Source organism: Kitasatospora sp. NPDC101155, assembly GCF_044768305.1.
Taxonomy (GTDB): domain Bacteria; phylum Actinomycetota; class Actinomycetes; order Streptomycetales; family Streptomycetaceae; genus Kitasatospora.
In genome coordinates this window covers 1-16,839 of the sequence record NZ_JBIWPN010000092.1, presented here as the reverse complement: position 1 = coordinate 16,839, position 16,839 = coordinate 1, and the positions used below count along the sequence as shown (strand labels likewise).

The following is a 16,839-nucleotide window of genomic DNA, read 5'->3' as shown; positions in this document are numbered from 1 at the left end:
TGGCCGTGGTGCTGGCCGCTGTCCTGCTGGCCTGAGATAGCACCCCGCCCTGGTCTGACGCTGGACCGCATCGTCAGCGTCAGGCCGGCCGCAGGGCGGCGAGCAGCCCGTAGCTCACCACGGTGGACATCGCCATGATGTCCAGCGCGCCGAAGGTGCCGACGGCCCGGATCGGCTGGCCGGTGTAGGAGGCGCCGGTACGGGTGAGGTACTGGTGGGCGCCGACCACGCCCTGGATCAGCGCGGCGAGCACGAAGGAGCCGAGGACCAGGCGCTGGTCGGTGCGGTCGCGCAGCGAGCAGAGCACCCCGGCGGGGACCAGGACGAAGACCTGGGTGAGCCGGACGAAGCCGGTGACACTGGTGGCCGGGTCGATCGAGCCGATGGTGGCGACGGCGGCGGCGACCACGATCCCGCCGAACAGCACGCAGGTGGCGCGGCTGAGCACGGGCAGCTTGCCGCGCAGCAGGTTCAGCGCGGTGAGGGTGACCAGGGCGAGCGAGGCGAGGTCGGCGGCGGTGACGTGGACGGCGGCGGTGACGTCCTTCTCGCCGGTGGGCACGCAGACCAGCAGGACGGTGGCCGCGGCCAGCAGGCTGGGCCGGTCCGCGAGCGCGGGCAGGGCCCGCCGTAAGGTCGGACGCGGAAGGGCCGGGAAGGTCAGGGCCACGCGGGTCAGCTCCCGTCCGGGTGGAGCATCAGGGCCGCGGTACGGCACAGGATCTTGACGTCCTGCCAGAAGCTCCAGCTCTCGATGTAGCGGTTGTCGAAGCGGGCCCGGTCCTCGATCGAGGTGTCCCCGCGCAGGCCGTTCACCTGGGCGAGGCCGGTGAGTCCGACCGGGACGCGGTGCCGGTCGGCGTACTCGGGGTAGGCCTGGCTGAACCGCATGACGAAGTAGGGGCGTTCGGGGCGCGGGCCGATCAGGCTCATGTCGCCGCGCAGGACGTTCCACAGCTGCGGCAGCTCGTCCAGGGAGCTCTTGCGCAGCAGGCGGCCGACGGCGCCCATCCGGTGGTCCTGGGAGATGTTCCAGCGGGTCGCCGCCTCGTGCTCGCTGCTGGGGCGCAGGGTGCGGAACTTGAGGACGGTGAAGACCCGGCCGTCCAGCCCGGTGCGCTGCTGGCGGAAGAGCACGCCGGGGCCCGTGTCGAAGCGGACGGCGAGGGCGCAGAGCACCAGGACGGGGGCGAGCAGCAGCAGGCCGAGGCCGGCGGCGGTGACGTCCAGGGCGCGCTTGGCGGCCCAGCCGGGGCGGCCCATGGCCGGGCGGCCGACCCGCAGGCAGGGGAAGCCCCACAGGTGGTCGCCGCCGGAGATCGGGGCGGTCGGCAGCGAGCCGTACTCGCGCAGCGCGGGCACCAGCCAGACCTGGCAGCCGAGCCGGACGGCGTCGCGCAGGGCGGCGGCGGTCTCGGCCTCGTCGGCGGCTCCGGCGGTGGCGATCACGTGCTGGACCCGGTGCCGGCGGACCTCGCGCTCCAGCACCTCGCGGCCGCCGAGGACGGGCAGGCCGGTGTCGCCGACCAGCAGCGGCGGGTCGGCGTCCAGGAAGCCGACCGGGCGCATCCCGTACTCGCCGTGCTCGCTCAGGGCGGTGGCGACCTTGTGGCCGAGCCGGCCGGCGCCGAGCACCAGGGCGGAGCTGGGGCGAGCGCGGCGGATCCGCCGGACCAGGTGGTAGAGGACGGCCCGGCCGACGGCGGCGATCAGCAGCTGGGCGCCGAGCAGAACGGTGAGACGGGCCGGGGTGGCCGGGCCGCAGTCGGGCCAGCGGCCGTCCAGGCAGCCGGCCAGGGTGACCGCGAAGGCGGTGGCGACCACGGCCCGGACGGCCAGCGCGGGCAGCTCGTCCAGGACGGACAGGGTGAGCCGGGCACGGTACAGGCCGCCGGCCAGGTTGAGCAGCAGGAGCAGCGGCAGGACGGCGGGGACGCCGACCAGCGGGGCGAGCGGCGCGGCCGGGTCGACGGCCCGGTTGGCGATGCCGGTGGCGGTGCACAGCGCGATCGCGTCGACCTGGACCAGCGCGAGCGGCAGGGCGAGCCGGGAGCGGACCGCCCTGGGGTGCCGGCGGGGCGGCGGCACCGCCCGGGTGTGCGCCGATCCGGCCGGCCGGTCGAGCAGCCCGGTAGCGGGCCGGCGCGGGCCGGCCAGGGGCCCACCGGATCGCGGCACACTGTCGTGGTCAATGGTCATCAGCGCACGAACTCCCCTGCTGTGTGCCCGGGGTGACGGCGCCCCGGCACCGGTGGGCGTCGGGCGGCCGCCCCGGCCCGGCGGGCGCGGTCCTGACAGCACCTGCTACCGCTGGCGGCTTTCGGTCCTCCCGCGTTGGGGCCGATCACGGAACGGCCGGTCACACGGGACGCTGTCGCGATGGGCTCTGGCGCGAATGTCCGGGATGAAATCGAAACGAAGCAGGCAAAATCCGACAATACCGAATCCGACCATGGGGGCTGGAGGTTGACTTGCCGTTTCATTCCAGCCGCCCATTAATAGGTATTTCGGATTTAACGCCCCTCCCCTTATCCGGTTGGGGTGCGAATACGGCAGCGCCTGATTCGGCGGGCATTCACGGCATGTGAAACGATCAGATCCGCTCTGGGATACGGGCCCGGCGCCGCCCGGCGGCCGGACCGGCACCCAGCAGATGGCGGTAGAGGACGTCCACCTGTTCGACCACGGTCCGGACGTCATGGCGGGCGACCACATGGTCACGCAGACGGGCACCGCGCTGCTCGCACTCGATCGGATCGGACAGCGCTTCCGCCATTCGGGTGGCGAGCGCGGTCACGTCCTCCGGCGGCACCACCGCCTGCGCGCGCGCCGTCTGCGGCAGGCACTCACGCGCCCCCGGCACATCGGTCAGCAGCACCGGACGGGCGGCCGCCATCGCCTCCAGCGGGGCCAGCGCCATACCCTCCCAGCGCGAGGGCTGCACCACCAGGTCGGCCGCTGCCAGCCACGGGCGCGGATCCGGCACGTCCCCGACCAGCCTGACCCGGGACGGCTCGACCGACCGCCGCACCAGCTCCGCGGTCCGCTGCTCGTCCGGCCCGCCGCCGACCAGCGCCAGCCGGGCCCGCGGCACCCGGCGCAGCACCTCAGGCCAGGCGGCCAGCAGCACGTCCTGGCCCTTCTGCCGGCACAGCCGCCCGACGCAGACCGCGAGCGGGGCGTCCAGGTCCAGGCCGAGCGCGATCCGGGCGGCCCGGCGGTCGGCGGGTGCGTAGTGGCGCACGTCCACGCCGTTGGGCACCACCGCCCAGTCGGCGTGCACCCCGGCCGCCACGCCGTCGGCCCGCTCCTGGACGCTGACACACAGCAGCCGGTGCGCCCAGCGGGCCGCGAAGCGCTCCCAGCGCAGGGTCGCGGCGGCCAGCGGGCCGTCCACGGCGGCGAAGGACCAGGCGTGCGGCTGGAAGACGGTCGGCACCGCGCCGCGCACGGCCAGCCGGCCGGCCAGCCCGGCCTTGGCGCTGTGCAGGTGCACCACGTCGGGCGCGGCGGCCCGGACGATCCGGCGCAGCCGCCAGGCCTCGGCGGCGGTGGACGGGCCGGGCGAGCGCTCGGCGGGCCAGTCCTGGACCAGCGCGCCCACCGCGGCCGCCTCCTCGGCGAGTCGCCCGCCGGACGGGCAGGCGACCAGCACCCGGTGCCCGGCCTCGCGCTGCCCCCGGACCAGGTCGACGACGACGCGGGCGACTCCGCCGTCCACCGGCTGCGAAATGTGAAGGATCGTCATATGCACGGCGGCGAGCCTAGGATGGCTCGCCGGCGCCGAACGGCTCGCGTCACCCGGAGGTGGTGGGCCGTCCACCCGTACGGCTTTCGGCTCGCACGGGTGGACGGATCGCTCGAAATTCCGGGCGATTCCCCTGATTCACCGGAACCATCGGAGTCGTGTCGGCGATCCTTCGGGTTCCGTCGGAATCCGGGAGGGCTCAGCGGACCTCGGCGGCCAGGTTGGCCAGCACCTGGTCGTGGATCCGGTTCAGGCCCTTGGGGGCGAAGGTGCGCTCGAAGAAGCCGCCGATGCCGGTCGCGCCCTGCCAGGTGGCGGTCACGGTGACCTTGGTGCGGCCCTCGCCGGCGGCGGCGACGGTCCAGGTGATCACCATGCTGGAGTTGGCGTCCTTCTCCACCAGCTGGTCGGGCTTGGGCGCCGAGACGGTGAACAGGCAGTCGCGCACCCGCTTCTCGGTGGCCTGCAGCTTCCAGTGCACCTGGGTGCCCGCGCCGGTGCCGCCGACCCGGACCTCGTACTCGCTGTACTGCGCGGGCAGCAGCTTGGGGCGGGTCACCTGGTAGTCGGCCAGCGCCTCGTACACCCGCTCGGGGGTGGCGTCGTAGACCCGCTCGGTGGTGGCCTGCACCTGTCCCATGACCTTGCTCTCCTCGTGTGGTGGTGGGTACCGCTCTCCGTACCGCTCTCCCGGCAAGACAATCACAGGGGCGCGGCCGCGACGCGGCGGGATAGGGTGGCCGGTGTGCTCGATCTGGTGACTGCGCTGCGCTACGTGGACCCGCTGCGGGCCGGCGGCTCGGTGCCTGGGGTGGTGGAGACCGACGACCTGGGAACGTACGTGGTCAAGTTCACCGGCGCCGCCCAGGGCCGCAAGGCGCTGGTGGCCGAGGTGATCGTCGGCGAGCTGGCCCGGCGGCTGGGGCTGCGGGTGCCGGAGCTGCGGCTGGTGGACTTCGACCCGGTGGTGGCCGCGGACGAGCCCGACGCCGAGATCCAGGACATGCTCAAGGCCAGCGGCGGCCTCAACCTCGGGATGGACCTGCTGCCCGGCTCGCGGGACTACCGGCCGGGGATGATCCCGGTGGACTCCGTCGAGGCCGGGCGGGTGGTCTGGCTGGACGCGCTCACCGGCAACGTCGACCGCACCGTGCACAACCCCAACCTGGTGGTCTGGCACAACCGGCTCTGGCTGATCGACAACGGCGCCGCGCTGATCTTCCACCACCGCTGGGCCACCGCGGAGGCCTCGGTCGGCAAGCGGTACGACCTCAGTACCCATGCGCTCGGCGGCTCGGCCCCGGACGTCCGGCTGGCCGACGAGGACCTCGGGCCGCTGGTCACCGTGGAGGTGCTGGAGGAGGTGCTCGCGCTGGTCCCGGACGAGTGGCTGGCCGACGAGCCCGGCTTCGACTCGGTGGACGCCGTCCGGCACGCCTACGTCACCCATCTGGCCGCCCGGGTGGTGCTCTCCGAGCAGTGGCTGCCGGAGGGCTTCGCCACCCCCGAGCAGATGCGCGAGGCGGAGCTACGACGGGCGGCACGCACCCGGGCCGGTCGGCCGGCCTGGCTGCGGGAGGTGCCGGACCTGCACGGCCAGCCGTCGGTGGAGACGGTCTGGGAGCACCACTTCGAGTGAGCGCCGGGGGCCCTAGCCCAGCCAGTGGTACTCGATCGCGGTGCCGGCCAGCAGGCCGAAGCTCCTCACCGCGAATCCGATGTCCTTGCGGAACCCCTGCACCCGCGCGACCAGGGTCGCCAGACCCAGTCCGAGCAGCGGGCCCGCGGCGACCAGCGGCACGAAGAGCAACGCCGGGAGTATCCCGGCGAGCCCGAACATCGCGGCCATCACGGTGATCTTGGCAATGGGCACGAGCATCGGAACGGCGAGGACCAGCTGGACCACGCCGAGGGCCAGTGCGAGCCGGTGCCGCCGGTCGGTGACGGGGGCCTGCGGCCCGGGGACCGTGGCAGTCATGCCGCTCAACTCCTGTGGTGAATCCGCTGGTTACGGATCCATCCTGTTCCGCGGGTGGGGCGGCGGCCTGAGTACGGGTACTCAAATGCGACTGGGGAGCGGGGCCATGGGCCCCGCTCCCCAGCTCAGCGTTCAGTGCTCAGCGCATGGTGGTCAGCGCCTCAGCGCCACCACTGGACCGCCTTCTCGGCGTTGATGATGCCCGCGCCGTAGAAGCCGTTGTCGTCCGCGCCGCCCTCACAGGTGGCCTTCCACTGGCCGGCGCCGCCCGGGTTGAACTCGCCGGTCGGGCACGGGTGGGACTCGGCCTGGTTGGTCAGCAGCTCGGTCAGCTCGTCCGGGCTGGCCCACGGGAAGGTGGAGGCGAGCAGCGCGACCACACCGGTGACGTGCGGGGTGGCCATCGAGGTGCCCTGCATGTAGCCGTACTTGTTGCCCGGGATGGTGGACAGGATGCGGCCGTCCTTGTCCGGGGTGTTCGGGATCTGGTAGCGCTTGTCACCACCCGGCGCGGCGACGGTCACGACGCCCTTGCCGTAGCTGGAGTAGTACGACTTGTCGCCGTTGACACCCACCGCGGAGACCGCGATGACGCCGGGCAGCTCGGTCGGCAGCGACAGGCAGTCGTTGGTGACCGGGCGGGTACCGGGGGTGGTGTCGTCCGGGCTGGAGACATCGGTGGTCTTGTGCGCCAGGTCGATGTTCTCGTTGCCCGCGGCGGCGACGTTCAGGACGCCCTTGCGCTGCGAGAACGCGACGGCCTTACGGACGGCGTCCGTGATCGCGGCCTGGTCCTTGTCGTTCTGGCAGTTGAACATCCACGGGTCGACGTAGTAGCTGTTGTTCGTCACCTTGAAGCCGTGCTCGCCGGCCCAGACGAAGCCGCAGACCGCGTTCTCCGGGTAGATCATGCCGGCGTCGTCGACGACCTTGACCGCGGCCAGCTTCACGTTCGGGGCGATGCCGACGATGCCCTTGCCGTTCTTGGCGGCGGCGATGGTACCGGCCACGTGGGTGCCGTGGTCGCTGGTGGTGGGCTGCCAGGCCTTCCAGTCCGTGTTCGTCTTGCCGTCGATGCAGGAGACCGACTGCGAGGCGTCCACGTTGGCGGCCAGGTCCTCGTGGGTGGCGTCGATGCCGGAGTCCAGCACGCCGACGGTGACGTTGCGGCTGCCGAGCGAGATCTTGTGCGCCTTGTCGACACCGATCTGGCGCATGTCCCACTGGTTGGCCTCGTACGGCTCCTGGCCGGCGGCGGCGGTGCCGACGGGCTCGGCGGCGACGTCGGCCTTGCCCTGGTCGGAGGCGAGGATGCCCTTGGTGCGGCTGGCGCCGACGGAGTCGACGCCCTTGGCCAGACGCAGCTTCTCCGCGAACTTGGTGTCGTTCGAGCGGGCGATCACGACGCCGATCTGCTCGTACGACTGGACCACCGTGCCGCCGAGGCCGGTGACGGCCTTCTCGACCTTCTGCACCTGGCCGTGGTTGGCCTTGGTGTTGACGACGTAGCTGAGCAGCGGACCGGTCGTCGAGTCGCCGGTGGGCGCCGCGACGGCGGTGCCGGCCGGGAGCGCGAGGGCGCCGGCGGTGGCGAGCACGACGCCCACCGCCGCGTACCGGGTCCGGCTGATCCGAGGAACTCTCATTGGGGTTGGCCCTCCCGAGTCGTCATGCGGCAGCTGCGGTGTGGCAGGTGCGCTGGGAATGACCGGAACTTAATGAATATTCGCTGATATGCGCAAGAGGCAGTCATCTAATCGTCACATCTCAACCAACACCGGATGTTACGAGTCCGCAGCTCAACAAGGGCAACAGAGGCAAAGATTGTTAAAAAGTGATGGTTCGCTGACGAGCCGACGGCCTAGAGCGCGTACGTCAGAGCGCGTACAGTCGGCGCGCGTTGTCGGCGCCGATCATCCGCGCCAGGCGCTGCCCGTCCGCCGCCGAACAGGCGCCCTCCGCCTGCCAGTCGGCCAGCAGCGCGCCCAGCCCCTGCCGGAACTGGGCGGTGCCCACCAGGAACAGTTCGGGCAGCCCGTAGGCGTCGGTGGAGAACAGCAATTTGCCGAACGGCGCCAGTTCCAGCATCTCGCCGAGGACGGCCGCCACCCGCGGGCCGGTGTAGGAGGCCGTCAGCCCGAGGTCGGTGTACACCGTCGGGAAGGCCTGGGCCAGCCAGGCGGCCTGCCGATGGTACGGGTAGGCGTGCAGCAGCACCAGTGGGACGCCGCTCGGCTCGGCGGCCCGGACGAAGTCGGTCAGCAGGGACGGGTCGGCGCGGTGCAGGGTGAGGTCGGGATCGCCGAAGCCGGTGTGTAGTTGGATCGGCAGGCCCAGCTCGGCGCAGACGTCCACGGCCGTCCAGAGCAGGTGGTGCAGCAGCACCGGGTCGGCCAGCCGGCCGCGGCCGCCGTGCAGCCAGGCCCCGGCGGCCGCCACCACGGCGGTGCGCGCGGGCCGTTCGGCCGGGGCGGCCAGGCCGTGCCGGTAGGCGAGTACCGACTTGACCGCGACGGCGCCCGCGGCGGCCGCCGCGAGTGCCTCGCCGACGGCTCGCGGCCAGTCCTCGGCGCCGGCCGTCACCGTCTCGGCGACCGTCTCCAGCCGGACCACCTCGCGCACCACCGCTCCGGTGGCCTCGGCGAGTTCGGTCAGCGGCAGCAGCTCGCGATCGGCCGCGGCGGTCAGCCCGGTGTCCACCAGGCAGGTGTCCAGCCCCGCGGCCACGAGCAGCCGGCGGGTGGCCTCGGCGGCGCCCAGCTCGCGCCGCCGGGCCAGGTAGTCGGCGGCCGGGGTGTGCGCGGGCAGGCCGAGCGCGGGCGGGCACCAACGCCGCACCGCCAGGCCGATCGCGCTGTCGAAGGGCGAACAGCCTGGCGCGGGCGGGCGGTCGGACTCGGTGAGCAGCCCGGCCAGGGCGTCGTCGGCGAGCTCGACCGCCACCACGCTGTGGCAGTGGTGGTCGACGAGCTCCGCGACCTCCAGTGCCGCAGCCTCCGGCCGGGCCGCCACCGGTCAGTACCGCCAGCGGGTGGCCGCGATCAACTCCTCGGGCCCGACGGCCGCGTACTGCTCGGCCTCGGCCCGGCGCACCGCCAGCACCGCCTGGTACAGCGGATCGCCGAGCGCCTCGCGCAGCATCGCCGAGCACTCGTAGGCGGCGATCGCCTCGGCCGGGCTCTGCGGCAGCCGGGGCACCGTGCCCGGCTCGGCGGCGGCCGGATCCCCGGTGAACTCCGGCGGCAGCGACCGGCGTTGCTCCAGCCCGGCCAGGCCCGCGGCGAGCACCGCGCCGACCGCCAGGTACGGGTTGGCGCTCGCGTCGAAGCACTTGACCTCGGCGTTCGCGGTGGCGGCGCGCTCCCCGGTGGAGCCGGTGACCAGGCGCAGCGCGGCCTCCCGGTTCTCCAGGCCCCAGCACTGGTAGGCGCCGGCCCAGCGCTGGGGCACCAGGCGCAGATAGCCGGCCGGGCTGGAGCAGCCCAGCACCAGCAGCTCGGGCAGCGCCTCCAGCACCCCGGCGACGAAGCCCTCGGCCTCGGCGGTCAGGCCGTGCGGCCCGGGGCCGCCGTGGCCGAGGTTGCGCCCGTCCCGCCAGAGGCTGAGGTGCAGGTGCCCGCCGTTGCCGACCCCGTCGGGCTCGACCACGGGGGCGAAGGAGGCCCGCAGGCCGTGCTTGGCGGAGACGGCCCGGATGGTGTGCCGGACCAGCACGGCGGTGTCGGCTGCGCCGACCGGGCCCTCGGGGGCGACCGAGACCTCGAACTGGCCCGGGGCGTACTCGGGGTGGATCTGCAGCACGCTCAACCCCTGCTCGCCGAGGGCGCGCACGACGTCGCGCAGGTAGTCGGAGAGGTCGGTGAGCCGGTGCATCCCGTAGGCCGGGCCGTACGTCGGATACTGCGGCGCCGCCTGCGGGGGGCCGTCCAGCGCGACCACCCACTCGACCTCGATGCCGGCCTTGAGGCTCAGCCCGCGCGCGGCCGCAGCGGCCTCCATCCGGCGGGCGAACAGCCGCTGGCAGCCGGGGTGCGGGCCGCCGGCCTGGGTGTGGCGGTCCCCCGGGGCCCAGGCCCAGCCGGGCTGGGCGGCCAGCGGGACGACCCGGTCGAGGTCGGGGTAGAGCCGCAGGTCCCCGGTGGGGCCGCCGATGATCGGGCTGGTGGTGATGGAGTCGTCGGCGAGGAACACGTCGAAGCAGGGCGCGGCGCCGACGCCCCATTCGGCGGCGTGCACCAGGCCGCCGAGCGGCACGGCCTTGACCCGGGTGATGCCCGCGTTGTCCACCCAGGTGACGGCCACCACCTCGACCGCGGAGGCGCGCAGCCGGTCAGCGGCCTCCTCGGCCCGCGCGGCGCGCTCGGCCCGCGGGGGCAGCGCGACGGCGGCCGCGAGGGCGCCGTGGCCGGGCCCCTCGGCGGAGCCGGCGCCCTGGGCGGTGGTGCTGACGATCGTGGTCATGTCTCCATGCTGCCCCGCCCGTTGGGGTTGCGTAACTCCCCTATCGGGTGGTCCAAACGGACGACCGTCCGCCCGTTCACCCGTTCGGGGCGAAGCGGGCGACCAGCTCCCCCGCCGTGATCCGCTCCAGGGCGTCCGGGGCGGCGTCCAGGCGGCCCGGGTAGAGCCGGTAGAGCGTCCCGCTCGCCCCCTCCGGGACGGGCGTGTCGGCGTGCACCAGGGCCGCGAACGCCTTTGTTCCGGCGAGGCGTTCGGCGATCAGCCGGGCGGTGTCGTCGGCCGGCTGCTCGGTGCGGTGGTCGCTCTCGTGCCGCCCGCGCAGCCGCTCGGCGAACGCCGCCACCGGCTCGTCCGCACCCCGGCGGTAGCGACCCAGCCCACGGCCGGAGCGGTCGCGCACCCACACCTCGTCGCTGGCGGCCGCCGCGGCGGCGCAGCCGAGGTCCCACAGGGTGGCGCGGGCGCCCGGGGCGAAGTGGGCGGTCACCGAGTGGGCCAGCACGCCGATCTCGGCGTGGTGCCGGTAGAGGTTGTGGAACCCGGCGCCGGAGCCGACGTTGAGGTCGGTCCAGGTGTAGCTGCGGGTCTGGAGGTCGACGATCATCGGCACGCAGATCCGGGCGTCCCCGGCGAGGTCCAGCCGCTGGCGGACGCTCCTGGGGTGGAAGCTGCCCGTGCGCTGCCGGGCCGCCTCGGAGGGGGCCAGGGTCATGAAGCCGGCGAACGCGTCGGTGAGGTCCTCGAAGGGGATGTCGTTGTAGCTGAACACCACCACCACGGCGTACCGGGCGCGGGCCTTGCCCAGCGCCCGTAGGTCCAGGTCGACGAACTCGGTGGCGCCGTGCGGCGGCGGGGCGGTCGTGAAGTCGCCGGAGTGGACGGCGGCACGCGGGCCGAGCACCAGCCGGGTGTAGTCGCACAGGCCGGTGAACTGCCATTCCTCGTCGTAGAAGGCGACCGACAGGTCGAGGTCCACCCGCTGGTGCGGGCGCTGCATCCAGTGCACGAACAGTCGCAGGTGCTGCCCGTCCGGGAGCGGCTGCACGCTGCCGCGCGGCACCGCGACCAGGGTCTTGGCGCTGGCCCGCTCGGCGAACGGGACCACCAGGTCGGCGAGGGCGGCCGGGCGCAGCCGTCCGAGCGCGGTGCGCAGCTCGCGTGTCAGCACGTGTCCGCGCTGGGCCAGGTCGGCTTCCAGGGCCACCACGCCCTGGGCCGTCCACGGGTCCGGTTCGCCGGGCGCGGCTCCGTCCTGGACCAGGACCACGCCATGCCGGCGCAGCAGGTAGTCGTCCAGAGCGGTGCCAGTGCCGGTGGTGGCAGCGGTGTACTTGTTCACTGCTATGCCCCCAATGGATACGACAAAGCGGGGGCGGAGAGTGGGCGCACTCGGTCATGTCAACGACCCGGACCTGAAGGACCGGCCTTGAGGCTGACCATGTGCCCGATGAGTCGCCCCACCGGTGGTCACCTCGTCTCAGCAGCGCTAGACGCTGCTGGGGCGGTTGACTGCGCCCCGCTGCCACGCATCAGCCGCACGGTGGCGGATGTTGCGGGAGCCTCCCCCAGCCTTCGGCCGGGAGGTACCCCCATCATCCGCGTGCATGGTCGTCCCGCAGGCGCGGCACGCGAACGTCGCTTGATCCACTCGATTCGTTTTGTGGGTGTGCCGACAGGTGGAGCACTGACGGGAGGTGTGGGCCGGGTTGACGTGCACGACCGGCACGCCCGCCCTGCGGGCCTTGTACTCCACGAAGGCTCCGAGCTGGGCGAACGCCCAGGAGTAGGAGGCGGTACCGCTGATCGTGCTTGGCCTTGACCCTCTCGCGGATGCCCGTCAGGTCTTCCAGGGCGATCCCGCGCGAGGTGCGTTCAGCGGTGGTGACGATGATCTTGGAGATGCGATGGTTGGTGTCGGTGGCGAACCGGGCTTCGCGGCGGCGGATCGCCTTCAACCGGCGTTTCGCGTTCTTGGTCTTCTTGGCCTGTAGCTTCGCGGTCAGAGCGCGCATCCGCTTGCGGTACCGCTCCAGACGGCGCCCGGACATGACCGTACCGTCCGAGGTGGTGGCGATGTTGACGATCCCGAGGTCCACGCCGAGCCAGTCGGCCGGTTCGGAGACCGAAGGTTCGGGGATGTCGCAGGTCGCGAACAGGTACCACCGACCTTCACGGACCACCAGATCCGATTCGCCCTGCCGGTGGTCGGCGATCATCTTGAGCGCATCCGGGGAGCAGCGGAACCCGATGCCCTTCAACCGCCCGGCCATGGTCCAGATGGACACGGTCCTCGTGTCGGTGTTCCACGACAGCATCCGGTCATCGAACGGCTGCGCCGCATCGTCACGGAAGCTGATCGGCTTGGACTCAGCCTTGTGCCGTCGCTTCGACCCTTTCGGCCCCAGGTTCCCGGCCTTGAGGTTCGCCCGAAGCGTGGCGTAGGCGTCGCAGACCTTCTTCACCGACCGCACGGCGGCCTGCGCTCCCAGGTCGTATTCGTCCTTGACGTGCCGGTACACCAGTGGCTGCAAGCCATTGCGCCGGATCTCCTTCTTCTCGAAGGCGACGCGAGAGATGTGGTTCGCGGCCCGGTTGCACGCGCGCAGCGTCGCGGCGAGCGCGTCCGCCTGATACGGCGACGGCTCCAGCTTCACCCGGACAACGACCTTCACGCGGAAGAGCATGGTTCGCGCAAAATCGAAAAATCAAACCGGGAGGTCAGAGCACATGGAAGAGAGCTCCGCCGCTTCGTGGCTCCGATCCAAGGAGCCGATTCGCCCCCGCAAGCGGGAGGTACCCCCACCCGGAGCTGAAGCGAATCAGGTGAAAGATGAGAGAAGGAAGCACGCCGCGGAGCCGCCCCCGCGTCGATCACCCTAGCGAAGACCGGGCCCGGTCCCCGAACGGTTTTCCGCCCACGCCCCCTTCCTACTGGCGAGTAGCTTCGCTACAGTGGCCGGACACGTACCACCGCCGGGCTTCGGGAGCCGCACCGGCGGGAGGTCGCGGTCGCCGTGTCTGCGGCGGGCGCGCGGTGCGTCTTCACCGGCCGGTGCCGCGAACGGCGGCGGGCCGGGTTTCTCTCCTCGGATCAGAGTCGCTTCCTTCACCTTCGAGCGCCTGAGCACCACGGCACACCCCGCAGTTCGGCCGGAGCGGACCGGCCGCTGCCCCGGTGCGCCGTAACCCGTCATCTCCCCAGCCCCCGCGCGTGGACCCTCCTCCGGCGGCGGCCGCCCCCGTCCCCGTCGACGGGTGCGGCGGCGTGCCCGCCGGAGCACGCGCGGGCCCTTCATGACTAGGAGTCAGGACCATGGAGCGTCCCTTCCCCACCGTCGCCGTCGTCGGCCTCGGCACGATGGGTGCCGGTGTCGCGGTCGCCGTCGCCAAGAGCGGCCGCCGGGTGATCGGCATCGAGGCGAGCGAGGACTCCGCCACCCGGGCGCTGGCCCGGATCGAGGCGGCGACCGCGCACGCGGTCGACCGGGAGCGGATCACCACCGAGGAGCGCACCGCGCTGCTCGCCCGGATCTCGGTCGGGCACGAGCTGACGGCCGCCACCGAGGCGGACCTGGTGATCGAGGAGGTGCCCGAGCAGCTGGAGCTGAAGCGGGAGGTCTTCGCCGAGCTGGACCGGATCTGCCCGGAGAGCACGGTGCTGGCCACCGGCACCACCGCGCTGTCGGTGACCCGGATCGCCGCCGCGACCGCCCGCCCGGAGCGGGTGCTGGGCCTGCACTTCTTCAACCCGGTGCACACCATGAAGCTGGTCGAGGTGGTCCGCACCGTGCTGACCTCCCCGCAGACCGCCGAGGACGCCGCCGCCTTCGCCCGCGACCTGGGCAAGGAGCCGGTGGCGGCGGGCGACCGGGCCGGCTTCGTGGTGAACGGCCTGCTGTTCGCCTACCTGAACCAGGCCGCGGCGATGTACGAGTCCAAGTACGCCTCCCGGGAGGACATCGACGCCGCGATGCGGCTCGGCTGCGGCCTGCCGATGGGCCCGCTGGCGCTGCTCGACCTGATCGGCATCGACACCGCGCGCACCGTGCTGGAGGCGATGTACGAGCAGTCCCGCGACCGGCTGCACGCGCCCGCGCCGATCCTCGGCCAGCTGGTCTCGGCCGGGCTGCTGGGCCGCAAGTCCGGGCGCGGCTTCTACACCTACGAGGCGCCGGGCTCCTCCAAGCCGGTGGACGCGGCGACCGGCCCCGCCCGGCCGAAGGTGCCCGGCCGCGCCGTGCGCACCGTCGGCGTCTGCGGCTCGGGGACGATGGCCACCGGCATCGCCGAGGTCTTCGCCAAGGCCGGGCACCCGGTGCTGCTGGCCGCCCGCAGCCAGGAGAAGGCCGACCGGGCCAAGGCGCAGCTGGCCAAGTCGCTGGAGCGCTCGGTCGCCAAGGGGCGGATGTCCGCCGAGCAGCGGGACGCCGCGCTGGAGCTGGTCACCCCGGTCGGCCAGTACGCCGAGCTGGCGGACGTGGACCTGGTGGTCGAGGCGGTCGCCGAGGACCTGACGGTCAAGCGGGAGCTGTTCGCGACCCTGGACAAGATCGTCCGCCCCGGCGCGGTGCTCGCCACCACCACCTCCTCGCTGCCGGTGATCAGCTGCGCGACCGCCACCTCGCGGCCGCAGGACGTGATCGGCATGCACTTCTTCAACCCGGCCCCGGCGATGAAGCTGGTCGAGGTGGTCTCCACCGTGCTGACCGCCCCGGACGTCACCGCGACGGTGCTGGAGCTGACCGCCGAGGTCCGCAAGCACCCGGTGGAGTGCGGCGACCGGGCCGGCTTCATCGTCAACGCGCTGCTCTTCCCCTACCTGAACGACGCGGTGCGGATGCTCCAGGAGCACTACGCGACGGTGGACGACATCGACACCGCGATGAAGCTGGGCTGCGGCTACCCGATGGGCCCGTTCGAGCTGCTGGACGTGGTCGGCCTGGACGTGTCGCTGACCATCGAGCAGGTGCTGCACCAGGAGTTCCGCGAGCCGGGTCTGGCCGCGGCGCCGCTGCTGGAGCACCTGGTCGCGGCCGGCTGCCTGGGCCGCAAGACCGGCCGCGGCTTCCGCGACCACGCCCGCCGGTGACCAGCCCGCAGGCCGGGGGCGGCTCCGGGCCGTACGGCCCGGGTACGGGCCCGCACGGCACCGGCTGGGCCCCGGGGGCGGTCTCCGCGCGCTGGCCGAGACCGGCCGTGACCGGCCCGGTCGCGCCGGTGCGCCGGGGAAGGGCCGCGGCGCTGCCGCCGGTGCCGTGTAGCGTTCCGGACATGGATCGGGTTCAGTCAGCCACCCCGCAGCAGTCCGCCGCGCCGCGCGGCACCGACCGGACGCCCCCCTCCGCCGGGGACGGCGGCCCGGGCAGCCGCCGGGCGGCGGCACAGCGCCAGCAGATGCGTCAGGACCTGGCCGCGGCCGCGATGGAGCTGTTCGCCTCGCAGGGCTACGAGGAGACCACGGTCGACCAGATCGCGGCGGCCGCCGGGGTGGCCCGGCGCACCTTCTTCCGGTACTTCCGGTCGAAGGAGGAGGCGATCTTCCCGGACCACGACGACACCCTCGTCCGGGTGGCGGACCTGCTGGCCAGTGCCGAGCCGGAGGAGCACCCGCTGGACGTGGTCTGCCGGGGCATCAAGGAGGTGCTGCGGATGTACGCCTCCACGCCGGGGGTGTCCGTCGCGCGGTACCAGCTGATCCGTCAGGTCCCGGCGCTGCGCGAGCGCGAGATCGCCGTGGTGGCCCGGTACGAGCGGCTGTTCACCCGCTACCTGCTGGGCCGCTTCGACACCGGCGAGTCCATCCCGTCGGGCTGGCAGCGCGGCGGCGAGGACGACTCGATGCTGGCCGAGGTGTCGGCGGCGGCGGTGGTCGCGGCGCACAACCACGTGCTGCGGCGCTGGCTGCGGGCCGGCGGCCGGGGCGATGTGGAGGCCCAGCTGGACCACTCCTTCGAGGTGATCCGGCGGACCTTCTGGGCCGCCAGCGCGCCGGGTGCCAGACGCCGGGGCTCGGTGGTGGCACCGGGTGCCAGTGAGGCGCCAGGGGACGTGGTGGCGGAGAGCGCACTGAGTGCCAGTCCCGGAGGTGAGGTGCTCATCACAGTCGCCCGGACGGATGCTCCGCTGGACGTCGTGGTGGACAGCATCCGGGCCGCACTGAGTGGGGCCCGGGACGCCTGAGGCGGATATTCACGCAGGTCAGAGGCATATCGAGGGCCCGCGCCGAACAGTCGGCGCGGGCCCTCGGCGTACCCGCACTACGCGCGTTCCGCACCTTTCCAGAGCGTCGGAATTCCTGACACCCGGTGTCTTTACGAGTGGCACAGGGTGCCACTACGTTGTTACCCACCAGTCGCGGCGCCGCGGCTCCCACCTCGGCGCGCCGTCGTCCGGCGTTCCCACACCCCGGGAGCAGTGCCAGCCCCCGCCCGGCCCACCACCGGGCGACAGCCTGACCGCCAACCACCCACCTCAGCGAAGCCGGTGTCCGCTCCCGGCTCCCCCAGACGCCCTGTGACCCTCACACAGGTACGCCTTCGGAGGCAGCCATGCAGGAAATCCTCGACGCGATCCTCAGCTCCGACGCCACGTCGGCCGACTTCGCAGCGATCAAGCTCCCCGAGTCCTACCGGGCGGTCACGCTCCACAAGGA

At 72.9% G+C, this 16,839-nt stretch carries 13 protein-coding genes and 1 pseudogene; 3 read left to right on the top strand and 11 right to left on the bottom strand.

Translation table 11 applies throughout. The annotated features are described in order from the left end of the window. Window positions 1-79: 79 nt before the first annotated feature. The 4 genes from ACIRYZ_RS44980 to ACIRYZ_RS44965 all read right to left on the bottom strand — a co-directional run bounded on the left by ACIRYZ_RS44980 (window position 80) and on the right by ACIRYZ_RS44965 (window position 4,388). On the bottom strand, window positions 80-670 hold the full coding sequence (locus tag ACIRYZ_RS44980) for a hypothetical protein (protein WP_402955048.1): 591 nt from the start codon (window positions 668-670) through the stop codon (window positions 80-82). 5 nt (window positions 671-675) lie between these two features. Further along, window positions 676-2,199, bottom strand: a complete 1,524-nt coding sequence (locus ACIRYZ_RS44975; protein WP_402955045.1) for a sugar transferase — start codon at window positions 2,197-2,199, stop codon at window positions 676-678. A 394-nt stretch (window positions 2,200-2,593) separates the two neighbouring features. Continuing rightward, window positions 2,594-3,748: a glycosyltransferase gene (locus tag ACIRYZ_RS44970; RefSeq protein WP_402955042.1), complete on the bottom strand. Its 1,155-nt coding sequence runs from the start codon at window positions 3,746-3,748 to the stop codon at window positions 2,594-2,596. Between the two features lie 199 nt (window positions 3,749-3,947). Beyond that, the gene (locus ACIRYZ_RS44965) at window positions 3,948-4,388 is read right to left on the bottom strand and encodes an SRPBCC family protein (RefSeq protein WP_393035311.1); all 441 of its coding nucleotides are present in this window, start codon (window positions 4,386-4,388) and stop codon (window positions 3,948-3,950) included. Window positions 4,389-4,493: 105 nt separating this feature from the next. Between ACIRYZ_RS44965 and ACIRYZ_RS44960 the strand changes: the two genes are divergently transcribed. Beyond that, window positions 4,494-5,387, top strand: coding sequence for a HipA family kinase (locus tag ACIRYZ_RS44960; RefSeq protein WP_402955040.1), 894 nt, complete (start codon window positions 4,494-4,496; stop codon window positions 5,385-5,387). Between the two features lie 12 nt (window positions 5,388-5,399). On the opposite strand, the gene ACIRYZ_RS44955 is transcribed toward ACIRYZ_RS44960, so the two are convergent. The 7 genes and pseudogenes from ACIRYZ_RS44955 to ACIRYZ_RS44925 form a co-directional block, all read right to left on the bottom strand. Then, window positions 5,400-5,726 carry a hypothetical protein gene (locus tag ACIRYZ_RS44955; protein WP_402955038.1) on the bottom strand — a complete coding sequence of 109 codons (327 nt, stop codon included), beginning with the start codon at window positions 5,724-5,726 and terminating at the stop codon, window positions 5,400-5,402. Window positions 5,727-5,887: 161 nt separating this feature from the next. Beyond that, window positions 5,888-7,372: a S8 family peptidase gene (locus ACIRYZ_RS44950; protein WP_402955035.1), complete on the bottom strand. Its 1,485-nt coding sequence runs from the start codon at window positions 7,370-7,372 to the stop codon at window positions 5,888-5,890. A gap of 229 nt (window positions 7,373-7,601) precedes the next feature. Further along, the gene (locus ACIRYZ_RS44945; RefSeq protein WP_402955032.1) at window positions 7,602-8,738 is read right to left on the bottom strand and encodes an amidohydrolase family protein; all 1,137 of its coding nucleotides are present in this window, start codon (window positions 8,736-8,738) and stop codon (window positions 7,602-7,604) included. Window positions 8,739-8,741: 3 nt separating this feature from the next. Continuing rightward, window positions 8,742-10,187, bottom strand: coding sequence for a glutamine synthetase (locus ACIRYZ_RS44940; RefSeq protein ID WP_402955029.1), 1,446 nt, complete (start codon window positions 10,185-10,187; stop codon window positions 8,742-8,744). A 76-nt stretch (window positions 10,188-10,263) separates the two neighbouring features. After that, window positions 10,264-11,526, bottom strand: a complete 1,263-nt coding sequence (locus tag ACIRYZ_RS44935) for a TerD family protein (protein ID WP_402955026.1) — start codon at window positions 11,524-11,526, stop codon at window positions 10,264-10,266. Window positions 11,527-11,673: 147 nt separating this feature from the next. Next, entirely contained in the window at window positions 11,674-11,904 is a 231-nt protein-coding gene (locus tag ACIRYZ_RS44930; protein WP_402955023.1) for a zinc ribbon domain-containing protein, read from the bottom strand. Window positions 11,905-12,115: 211 nt separating this feature from the next. Next, a pseudogene (locus ACIRYZ_RS44925) lies at window positions 12,116-12,403 on the bottom strand (transposase); the annotation flags it as partial. Between the two features lie 1,097 nt (window positions 12,404-13,500). Here ACIRYZ_RS44925 and ACIRYZ_RS44920 point away from each other — a divergent pair. Further along, window positions 13,501-15,276 carry a 3-hydroxyacyl-CoA dehydrogenase family protein gene (locus ACIRYZ_RS44920; RefSeq protein ID WP_402955020.1) on the top strand — a complete coding sequence of 592 codons (1,776 nt, stop codon included), beginning with the start codon at window positions 13,501-13,503 and terminating at the stop codon, window positions 15,274-15,276. Window positions 15,277-15,458: 182 nt separating this feature from the next. After that, the gene (locus ACIRYZ_RS44915) at window positions 15,459-16,367 is read left to right on the top strand and encodes a TetR family transcriptional regulator (protein ID WP_393040670.1); all 909 of its coding nucleotides are present in this window, start codon (window positions 15,459-15,461) and stop codon (window positions 16,365-16,367) included. The last annotated feature ends 472 nt before the right edge of the window (window positions 16,368-16,839 follow it).

Excerpts from the sequence above, each read along its gene's own strand:
- ACIRYZ_RS44970 (WP_402955042.1), bottom strand. The coding sequence starts at position 3,748 with ATGACGATCCTTCACATTTCGCAGCCGGTGGACGGCGGAGTCGCCCGC.
- ACIRYZ_RS44915 (WP_393040670.1), top strand. The coding sequence starts at position 15,459 with ATGGATCGGGTTCAGTCAGCCACCCCGCAGCAGTCCGCCGCGCCGCGC.
- ACIRYZ_RS44975 (WP_402955045.1), bottom strand. The coding sequence starts at position 2,199 with ATGACCATTGACCACGACAGTGTGCCGCGATCCGGTGGGCCCCTGGCC.
- ACIRYZ_RS44940 (WP_402955029.1), bottom strand. The coding sequence starts at position 10,187 with ATGACCACGATCGTCAGCACCACCGCCCAGGGCGCCGGCTCCGCCGAG.
- ACIRYZ_RS44955 (WP_402955038.1), bottom strand. The coding sequence starts at position 5,726 with ATGACTGCCACGGTCCCCGGGCCGCAGGCCCCCGTCACCGACCGGCGG.
- ACIRYZ_RS44950 (WP_402955035.1), bottom strand. The coding sequence starts at position 7,372 with ATGAGAGTTCCTCGGATCAGCCGGACCCGGTACGCGGCGGTGGGCGTC.
- ACIRYZ_RS44920 (WP_402955020.1), top strand. The coding sequence starts at position 13,501 with ATGGAGCGTCCCTTCCCCACCGTCGCCGTCGTCGGCCTCGGCACGATG.
- ACIRYZ_RS44965 (WP_393035311.1), bottom strand. The coding sequence starts at position 4,388 with ATGGGACAGGTGCAGGCCACCACCGAGCGGGTCTACGACGCCACCCCC.